Source organism: Corynebacterium sp. UMB2355A (assembly GCF_033877495.1).
Classification (GTDB): domain Bacteria; phylum Actinomycetota; class Actinomycetes; order Mycobacteriales; family Mycobacteriaceae; genus Corynebacterium; species Corynebacterium pseudogenitalium.
Genome location: NZ_CP138855.1, coordinates 958311 through 969193, shown reverse-complemented (window position 1 = coordinate 969193; position 10883 = coordinate 958311). Strand labels below are relative to the sequence as shown.

Below are 10883 nucleotides of genomic sequence, written 5' to 3'. Positions count from 1 at the left end.
TTTGAGTCGATGCAGGCTGCCGTGGATTACGGTCGAATAGGCGCTGAATACGGGCGGAATTGCGCAAGTTTCTCGCGAAAAAGGATTCCTAGAACAGTGCACTCCTGTCGATATTGTTTAGTTTCGGGAAAGGTCTGTGCGCCTTATTGACGGGCACGGACACAACTTTCTGGACATTCAGATCTTCGGGAAGAAGGAAGAAACATATGCGAAAGAGCATCACGGCACGTCGTGGCACTTCGATTGCTGCCGCGGCGTTGTCCTTTGCACTGGTGGCCCCGCTGGCTCAACCTGTTGCGTTTGCACAAGACAACCCGCCGGCTTCTGCTGCTCCTGCCTCAAGCGCTGACAAGGGCGCCCAGCAAGCAGCAGCGAACGATGCCGATCCGTACGGCGCGATCTACTCGCCAGGCATCAGCGGTGGAAAGCACACAATTAGCGGTAACGCCATGGTCTTCGACCAGCTACCGGGTAGCTCATGGGGTCCGAGCTTGCCAGAGTATGGCAAAGCGCTGCCAGCTGTGAACTCAGGAACCGGCGCAAACTTCAAAGGCGCTACCGTATACGCGCAGTGGTTTGAAAAGCCTGACAAGTCGGCCACCGGTGGCGAACCCAACGTGGCTTCACCTATCTATAAAACGACGGTCAATGAAGACGGTACGTTTGCGATTAACATGCGTCCGTACCTGGATCCGACCGGCCAATATCGCGAGTTTTGGGCGCAGTACGCTTTCACTGCAGGAATGCGTGGACAGCGGGTAAAGATCTGGGTTGATGGGTACGACCGCAACGAGTTCCGCGCTGCGCGTGGCTACGGTGAGCGCGTCATGCCCGATGGAACGGTTATTGATACCACTGGTGGTGTCTACTGGAATACCCCGACTGGTTATGTGTCTAGCGCGCACCAACTCTTCGTCCGTAAGTCGAAGCCTGAGGAGATGCTTGGGCCAGAATCCGGATGGCGTGAGGTCTCGGAGCAAGAAAAGAAGATGCCGTGGTCGAACGGCGGAGCCATTACAGGTAAAGCGTACTGGAACCTGAACCAAGGTCTGGGCAAACAGGCTCAGAAAGATCTGGCTGGTTCAAGCGGTGACCGCAAGGTCAAAGGTCTGAAGGTTGTCGGTGCGTATCTCTCTGACAAGGCTGTGAACGCGATTACTAAATACGCTGAGGAGAACCGTGGTTCAGAGTTCCAGGACCACACCCTTCGCGGTGCAGGTTGGGATATCCAGGATGAGACGAAACTCCAAGCGTGGATCCGCGACCAGATTAAGCAAAACCCTGACTGGATTGCAGAAAAGGTCACCACGACGACGGACGGTAATGGCGAATACCGCCTGCAGTTCAAGGGGACGTATGGCATTTTGCCGAACAAACCGGGGTACGTTCCGGAGGAGCTGGCCGGAACGGTAGCGAAGGACGCGGCCGATGGCACGTTCACGGCGAACACTGCGTATCTCTATGCTGACGCCAAACACGTGAACTGGGACTGGATGTACGTGGAGGCACCCGACCTGCCAGAGGGAACGTCCAACATGGGCGCCTGGCGTGGAAACGTGTGGCAGGGGTTGACGTCCACAAACTGGGGTGTGTCGAACCTGGCGACGTCTGAGCCAGCCGACCAATTCGATATGCGTGGTATGCAAGCAGTACTCCGCACCCCTAACTACAACATTTCTTCGTGGGACATGGTCCTGTTCCCGAACCGAATCAATTTTGAAGTAGCAAAGTACGATTCGAAGACGAAGTTCGCGCGGAAGGGTGATTCTACGTTCGCGCAGACCGCCAGCTTGCCAGCGGCGGATATGAACGCGTTGTATGAGGTTGAGTGGACGGACTCGAACGGCAAGGTCCTGCAGGTCTGCAAGGGTGCCGATTCATCAGGCAAGCTGCTTCCAAGTGGTGAGGGCAACGGCCTCACTGCGTCCTCTGCCGGGACGTTGCCGAACTGCCCTGTGAGTGTTCCTGAGGACCTCAAGGAAAAGACCATCTACACGGCGACGCTGTATGGCTTGGACGAGAACGGTGCACGTATCCCGCTTGGGTCCGACTCGTTCACCGCCGTGGTTGGCATTGCGGCAGAGGTCGGGCCGGAGTACAAGGAAACCCCTGCGCGTATCGGCGAGGAAACCTCGTCAAAGCCTGCGACGTTTGTTGACCTCGAATCGGGTGAGGCGATTCCTGCCGATGACAAACGGTTAGAGGGCGCAACGTTTGAGGTCGTCGAGGACGCGATCCCAGAGGGCTGGGTCGTGGCTGTCGACCCGAAGACCGGTGCAGTCACATTCACGGCTGGTCCGAACGGACGTGACGGCCATGCGCTCAAGCCTGGTGACATTGAAGAAATCCCTGTCCGGGTCAAATACTCCGACGGTACGACGAACGGCGCGATTGCACCTGTGCGTATTGCTGGTGAACGCGACGAAGTTGAACCAGCCTACGATGAGCAGCGTGTGGTTCCAGGAACACCTGCTTCGACTGAGCCAAAGTTCTTTGCTCAGCAGCTTGATGGAACTGTTACGGAGACCGCCGTAGAGCACCCTGAAGGTGTTTCGTTCAAGAAGGATCCAGACTTTGAAACCCCGGCCGGGTACACGGTTGATGTAGATCCCGCGACCGGAAAGGTTACGGTGACTGCTCCGGAGAAGCCTGCCGATGACACGGCTGAGGTTGTCACGGTGCCCGTCGTTGTTACATACAAGGACGGCACGGAAGATACAGTTGAGGCGGTGTTCAAGCTTGACACTGATGGCGACGGCACGCCGGACGTCGACGACACGGATGACGATGGTGACGGCATCGACGACGTCGACGAGGAGAAGGCCGGTACGAAATCGAAGGATGCAAATTCTGCGCCGTCGAGTATCGGAGATATTGATGACGCCACCGTTACCGTCCGCGAGCCGATTGCTCCGATCGCAGTGGTGGTTGAGAAGCTACCTACTGGTGGTTCCGTTGAGGTAACGGGGCTGCCGGATGGCCTGAAGTACAACAAGGAGACGGGCCAGATTGAGGGCACTCCGACAACACCGACGCCGGAGGGTGAGCCTGCCGAGGTCACCGTGAAGGTGCTGGGCAACGACGGCAAGCCAGTCGTTGATAAGGATGGTAAGCCGGTTGAGAAGACCTTCAAGATCACGGTGCAAAGCCAGGCAGGTAAGTACAACCCGCACGGCAAGGACCAGGAGGTTGCGAAGAACTCCGAGCCGAAGGCTGAGGACTCGGTCGCGAACAAGGATGAGCTTCCGGAGGGCACCGAGTACGCCTGGAAGGAAGCTCCGAAGACCGACACTTCCGGTGACAAGCCAGCTGTCGTTGTTGTGACCTACCCAGATGGCACCACCGATGAGGTGCCGGTGACCGTGAAGGTCGCTAAGGATCAGGCTGAGCAGTACGACCCGGAGGGTAAGGACCAGACGGTTGAGACCGGCAAGAAGCCGGAACCGAAGGACAACGTCAAGGATGCTGACAAGCTGCCGAAGGACACGACGTTTAAGTACAAGGACGATCCGGATACCTCTACCGCTGGTGATAAGCCGGTCACGGTCATCGTGACCTACCCGGATGGTTCCACCGACGAGGTTGAAGCCAAGGTCGTTGTTCAGGATAAGGTTACGCAGGCTGACCAACATGACCCGCAGGGCAAGGACCAGACGGTGGAGACCGGCAAGAAGCCGGAACCGAAGAACAACGTCGAGGACGCTGACAGCCTACCGAAGGGCACGACGTTCAAGTACAAGGAAGATCCGGACACCTCTACCGCTGGCGACAAGCCGGTCACCGTCATCGTGACCTACCCGGACGGTTCCACCGACGAGGTACAGGCCACCGTGAAGGTGGAGGAGCCGAAGACGGAGGATCCGAAGCCGCAGCCGAAGAAGTCCGACGCCGACACCTACGAGCCGCAGGTCCAGGACAAGACCGTCGCGCCGAATGAGGTGCCGGAAGCCAAGGACCACGTCACCAACATCGACGAGCTGCCGGAGGGCACGACTTTCGAGTACGAGCAGGCTCCGGACACCTCCACTGAGGGCGACAAGCCGGTGACCATCGTCGTCACTTACCCGGATGGCACCACCGACAAGGTCAACGCCAACGTCAAGGTGCAGAAGAACGCGACCGACGCCGACAAGCACGACCCGCAGGGCCAGGACCAGAAGGTCGAGAAGGGCGGCACCCCGGACGCGAAGGGCAACATCAAGGACGCGGACAGCCTGCCAAAGGGCACGTCGTTCAAGTACAAGGAGACCCCGGATACTTCGAAGCCGGGCGTCTACGACGTCACTGTTGTTGTGACCTACCCGGACGGCTCCACCGACGAGGTGCAGACGACCATCACTGTCGGTACCGACGCTGAGCGCTTCGTGCCGGAGTACGACAAGGTCACGGGCGTTCCGGTTGATGGTGAGGAGAACACCAACGACCCGTTCGGTACCAAGGCGCCGGTGGAGAGCGTTGAGGCGAAGAAGCCTGAGGGCGCTGAGAAGTGGGCGTTCACCCCGCAGGAAAACGGCGTGCTCAAGGCGAAGGCGCCGTCGATGAAGGATGTCTCTGACGAGTTCAAGGCGAAGCTGCCGGAACTCAAGAGCACTGACGTCGAGAAGCGTTGGGATAAGTTCTTCGAGACGTTCAAACCGTTCGCCCGCCCGGCTGTCGAGGTTGACTTCACTTACGAAGACGACTCGACGAACAGCGCGACCGCCAACTTCGACCTGATCGGCAAGGACGGCAAGTCGCTGCTGGATCCGAATGGCGACTTCGACGGTGACGGCGTCACGAATGAAGCTGAGGTCAAGGCTGGCTCCGACCCGGCAAACGACGGCGAGAAGCCGGACACCACCGCGCCGACGGTGAACCCGATTACGGCTGGTGACACGAAGATCTCCGGCAAGGGCGACCGCCCGAACGAGACGATCATTGTCACGTTGCCGAATGGCAAGGAACTTGAGGCCACGACCGACGCGAACGGCAACTGGTCCGTGAACCTGCCAAAGGGTGTTGAGCTCAAGCAAGGCGACAAGATCAATGTGAGGGACGGCCACGGCAACAAGGCGAAGACTGTCACGGTTGCTGGCAAGGTCAACGCTGGTGCCTGTGCAGCATCCGCTGTTGGCTTCGGTCTGCCGTTGATTGCGTTGCTGCCGCTGGGGCTGGCTTCCCAGATTCAGATCCCTGTGCTGAGCGACCTCGCGGGACAGGTAGAGGCGCAGCTGAAGACTGCGAACACTCGCATCCAGCAGCAAGCTGGCATCTTCAACCCGGAGATGGCTGCTCAGGCTGAGCGCATCAACGCGCAGCTGCGCACCGTCGGTGCGGACCTCGGCATGGTTGTCGCAGGCATCGCACTGATCGCAGCTGGTGTCCTGGCAGGCACGTTCATTTACGACGCCTGCAAGCCTGGCGGCCCGAGCTCTTCTGTGAAGGACCTGGAGCTGAAGGGCTCGTCTGGTAAGACGACGAAGTTGTCGTCGGAGCACGCGAAGAAGGATGACAAGCTGACAAAGTAGCAAGTTGCCGCGCGACCCGCTTACACCCCCGAGTAGGGGGCCAGGTTGCGTGAAGCAAGCCTGAAGGTCTGTTAAGAAAAGCTATAGCTGTGGCCCGTTATCGAATGTGTAACGGGCCACAGCTTATTTATTTTATGAATTGGGCTATTTGGGGAACAGGTACGCCACATATGTAATTTTGGGCTAGAAACCAGGTGTGATGACGTTTCGGGGGGGGGGGGGGTATGTATTTAGATGTATAAAAACGTACTAACTGGCCCAAAAATGGGCTATATGAAGGCCGAAAATCGACGTTTGTAAGTCTATGACCTGCAAGATTAGAAAACAACTGTACGTAATCTGTGGCCTGTATGGATTGATACAATTTCTGGTGAATGGCTTTTAATTGGCATGCAAAATCATTTTTGTCTGGAAGTTTATTCAGCGATTTGGTTGGTGAATTGAAAGTCATACCGCTTGGATTAATGGAAGGAATCTTCATGCGAAACTCATACAGGGCGCGTCGTGGCACATCGATTGCTGCAGCCGCGTTGTCGTTTGCGTTAGTAGCGCCACTGGCGCAGCCAGTTGCGTTTGCTCAGGAAAAGCCAGCTGCCGTGCAGAACCAGAATGCGGATACACCGAAGGCTGACGTACCTGCCGTTGGTGGTGACGAGAAGGCGATTTACTCTCCGGGTGAAGCGAGCCAGGAAGGCACGATCTCCGGCTCCGTTAAAGAGATCGTGGACCCTGGTTCTCTTGCCGGCAATGGTTTCGAGAAAACCCAGGCCACTGGTCACGCGATTCCGGGTGTCAAGGTGTACGCCCAGTGGTACGAGGGCGAGAACTCTCAGCACTCGTCGCCGGTGTACTACACCGAGTCGGATGAAAACGGTAACTTCACCCTTAAGATGGCGCCGTATGTTGATGCAAACGGTGTGACCCGTTTCTTTGATGCGGATGCATCTGTTGGTCTGACCACTGGTAACGATCGCGGCAAGCGTGATCAGAAGCGTGAGAAGATTCGTGTCTGGACTGAGCTTCCGGAGGACTTGACGGATAAGTACCGTCTGGTGCACCAGCCAGCAGCTGGTATCTTCCCTCAGCTTGGTATTGTGTCCCCTACCACCCCGACGACGCAAGGTGATGGGCCGTGGGGTGGCAACAAGGTCACGGGTATGGCCATCCAGTACGCGCAGAAGGATAAGCTTCCGCAGCACCTGCCGGAAGACCAGTGGCAAGAAAGCACTGGTCGGTCCAGTAACCAGGGTAACTACGCTGGTCAGGCGTTTTGGAACCTTGACGTCCTGCAGGGCGGTAAGACCCACAATGACGTAAGTGCCTTTAATCCTAAGGATATTCCTGCTGCTGGTCTGAAGGTGGTTGGCTCCTACCTCACAGATGAGGCAGTGACCAAGATTGAGGAGTACGCGAAAAATAACTTTGCAGGCAAGACCCTACGTGGTAGCGAATGGACCGCTGTTGATGAGGCTGGCCTGCAGCGTTGGATTAATGAGCAGGTAGCAGCCGATCCGGAAGGCTGGATTGCTGAGACAGTGACCACCACGACTGGTGCTGATGGTCGTTTCCAGTTGTTCTGGAAGGGTATCTACGGTTACAGTCACAACAGCACTGGTGGGAACGTTCCCAAAGAGAAGCAGCACAAACTGGCTGGTTCCTGGGACGAAGGCCACTGGGAAAATGTTGTCTATAATTCCCTTACCGATTCCGCTCCTAAGCACGTCAACTCGCATTGGAGCTACGTCAGCATCTTGGGCAAGGATGGCAAGAAGCCGCTGCCGGATAATGTCGGTGTGCTGTATCCGTGGTCGCTCGGCCAGTGGGCTGGCCCAGGCTTCGGCGCTGACTTGGGCTCTGGTAATTACGCGCAGCTTTTCGGCGGTCAAGGTGCCTTGATCGGTGAAACCACTGATAGCTTCACCGGCTGGAATATTGCGCTTGCTCCGCAGGCGTTGAAGTTTGATGTGGTTGATAAGAACACGTCGGATAACTGGGCCACGATTGGTGAGAAGGTTCAGACTGATACTTCTGGTCTGCCTCTTGCTGAAAACTTGAAGTACTACGTTGAGTGGTTCGATAAGGATGGCAAGTCGGTCAAGAGGTGTGATCCAGTCCCGGCTGATGCTGCTACGAGGATTCCGAGCTGTGAGTTGCCGGTTCCGGCTGATGCGCAGACGGGTGATACGTTTACTGCTCGTTTGAAGGCTACTACCGGTGAGCCTGCCGATGGCGATCTTGTGTTGGCGATGGATGCCTTTGCGGTAACGCGTGCTTACCTTGATTACAAGGAGGTTCCAGCGAAGCAGGGTGTTGAGGCTTCCTCTGCACCGGAGTTTGATAACCCGGCGACTGCTGAGGCCAAAGAGACGAAGCCTGAGAAGGCAAAGTTTGAGCTTGGTGCGTTGCCTGCGGGTGTGACTGCTGATCAGGTTGAGGTTGATCCTGCGACTGGTGTGGTGACGTTTACGCCGAAGGCTGGCCAGGAGGGTAAGACGTTTACGTTCCCTGTTGTGATGCGTGATGAGGCTCTGCAGGTTCCGAAGCTTGATGAGAACGGCGATCCGGTCAAGGACGATGAGGGTAAGCCGGCTACGCAGGCGCGCATCGTTGCTCGTGGTGAGGCCCCGTTCAAGGTTGCCGCTCCTACGGATGCTGAGAAGTATGAGCCGAAGGGTCAGGATCAGGAGGTGCCGGTGAACGGTACTCCGGATCCGGAGAAGAGCATCGAGAATGTTGGTGATCTTCCGGAGGGTACGAAGTTTGAGTACAAGGAGACTCCTGATACGAAGACTCCGGGCAAGAAGGATGTCACTGTTGTGGTGACCTACCCGGACGGCACCAAGGACGAAGTCACCACGACTATCACGGTGACCGAGACTCCGAAGACCGATGCTGAGAAGTATGAGCCGAAGGGTCAGGATCAGGAGGTGCCGGTGAACGGTACTCCGGATCCGGAGAAGAGCATCGAGAATGTTGGTGATCTTCCGGAGGGTACGAAGTTTGAGTACAAGGAGACTCCTGATACGAAGACTCCGGGCAAGAAGGATGTCACTGTTGTGGTGACCTACCCGGACGGCACCAAGGACGAAGTCACCACGACTATCACGGTGACCGAGACTCCGAAGACCGATGCTGAGAAGTATGAGCCGAAGGGTCAGGATCAGGAGGTGCCGGTGAACGGTACTCCGGATCCGGAGAAGAGCATCGAGAATGTTGGTGATCTTCCGGAGGGTACGAAGTTTGAGTACAAGGAGACTCCTGATACGAAGACTCCGGGCAAGAAGGATGTCACTGTTGTGGTGACCTACCCGGACGGCACCAAGGACGAAGTCACCACGACTATCACGGTGACCGAGACTCCGAAGACCGATGCTGAGAAGTACGATCCTAAGGGTCAGGACCAGGTTGTCAAGACCGGTGAAAAACCGGATCCGAAGGGCAACATCAAGGATGCTGACAAGCTTCCTGATGGTACGACCTACGAGTATGAGGGTGGGGCCCCGGACACGTCTAAGGAAGGCACCCAGGGCGTCACGGTCATTGTGACCTACCCGGATGGCACCAAGGACAAGGTCACTACCACGGTTACGGTGAAGGACAACCCGACTCAGGCTGAGCTGAATGATCCGCAGGGTCAGGACCAGAATGTCCCGACTGGTGGTACTCCGGATCCGAAGAACAACATTAAGGATGCGGATAAGCTTCCTGATGGTACGAAGTTTGAGTACGAGGGTGGTATTCCGGATACCTCGAAGCCGGGTGAGTACGATGTCACCGTTGTTGTGACGTACCCGGATGGTTCGACCGATAAGGTTGACACGAAGCTTATTGTTGGTACTGATGCTGAGCGTTTCGTACCGAAGTACGACGAGGTCACGGGCGTTCCGGTTGATGGTGAGAAGAACACCAATGATCCGTTCGGTAAGACGGCTCCGGTTAAGGATGTCGCCGCTACGCCGAGCGAAGGCTCGGATGCGGATAAGTGGACGTTCACCCCGCAGGACAACGGTGTGATCAAGGCTGAGGCTCCTTCGATGAAGGATGTTGAGGGCAAGATCGAGGCGAAGCTGCCGGAGATCAAGAGCCATGAGGCTGGCAAGCGTTGGGCCGAGTTCGTGAAGGACTTCACTCCGTTTGCTCGTCCGTCCGTCGACGTCGGTTTCACCTACAACGATGGCTCCGAGAACAAGGCGACGGCTGGCTTCGATCTGGTTGGCAAGGATGGTAAGTCCCTGCTGGATCCGAAGGGTGACTTCGATGGTGACGGTGTGACCAACGAGGATGAGATCAAGGGTGGCTCGAACCCAGCAAATGATAGCGAGACCCCGGACACCACTGGCCCGACGATCAATGAGATTAAGCCTGGTGCTAAGGAGATCTCTGGTAAGGGCGACCGCCCTGGTGAGGAAATCATCGTCACGATCCCAGGCGTGAAGGATCCGATCAAGGTCACAACGGATAAGGACGGCAACTGGAAGGTTGAGGTTCCGGCTGGTGTTGATCTGAAGACCGGCGACACGATCACCGCAACTGATGCTGCTGGTAACAAGACCGAAGCAAAGGTCTCGATTGATACCGGCAAGTGTGTCGCCTCTGCCGTTGGCTTCGGTCTGCCGCTGATTGCGCTGCTGCCGCTGGGTCTGGCTTCCCAGATTCAGATCCCGGTTCTCAGCGATGTGGCTGGTCAGGTCGAGGCTCAGCTGAAGACGGTGAACACCCGTATTCAGCAGCAGGCTGGCATCTTCAACCCGGAGATGGCTCGTCAGGTTGAGCAGATTAATGCGCAGCTGCGTACCTTCGGTGCGGATCTGGGCATGGTCGCTGCAGGTATCGTGCTGATCGCCGCTGGCATCCTCGCCGGCACGATCATTAACGACAACTGCAACCCGAATGGCCCGAAGTCCTCTGTGAAGGATCTGGAGTTGAAGGGTTCGTCGGGTAAGACGACGAAGTTGTCCTCTAAGGAGGACAACAACGTATCGACGTCCACTCCGAAAGCACCTGCAACCGATACGCCAAAGGCGTAAAAGGATCGTGATGTAGCCTCCTCCCCCATGCAGGGGGCTACATTTCGTAAATCTTGCCTAAAGTCTTGGTAAGAAAATTACAGTTGTTGCCTATTGCGTTTACTGCAATGGGCAGCAACTTTTATATTTGCCCGATTGGCCTTAATTGTTTCGACAATTATTAACATTTGTCTTCCAGTTTAATTGAACTGGTCCTATTGGAACTGTGTTAATGAGTTCCATTTATAGTGACCAAAATGTATCACTAGAAAAAATTGCGACATTCCGCCTGTGCTTATCTGACATTTGTACTTCTTTGTGGTTGAGAATTAGAAAAGCCCTGTAGGGATCCTGCATTTTCCATAGATTG

Annotated in this window: 2 protein-coding genes; both read left to right on the top strand. The window is 56.3% G+C overall.

Annotated elements, in window-relative coordinates:
* Window positions 1-206: 206 nt before the first annotated feature.
* Entirely contained in the window at window positions 207-5507 is a 5301-nt protein-coding gene (locus R0V12_RS04565; protein WP_320072933.1) for a Rib/alpha-like domain-containing protein, read from the top strand.
* 479 nt (window positions 5508-5986) lie between these two features.
* A complete protein-coding gene (locus R0V12_RS04560; protein WP_320072932.1) occupies window positions 5987-10534 on the top strand; it encodes a Rib/alpha-like domain-containing protein in 4548 nt (1515 codons plus the stop codon).
* The last annotated feature ends 349 nt before the right edge of the window (window positions 10535-10883 follow it).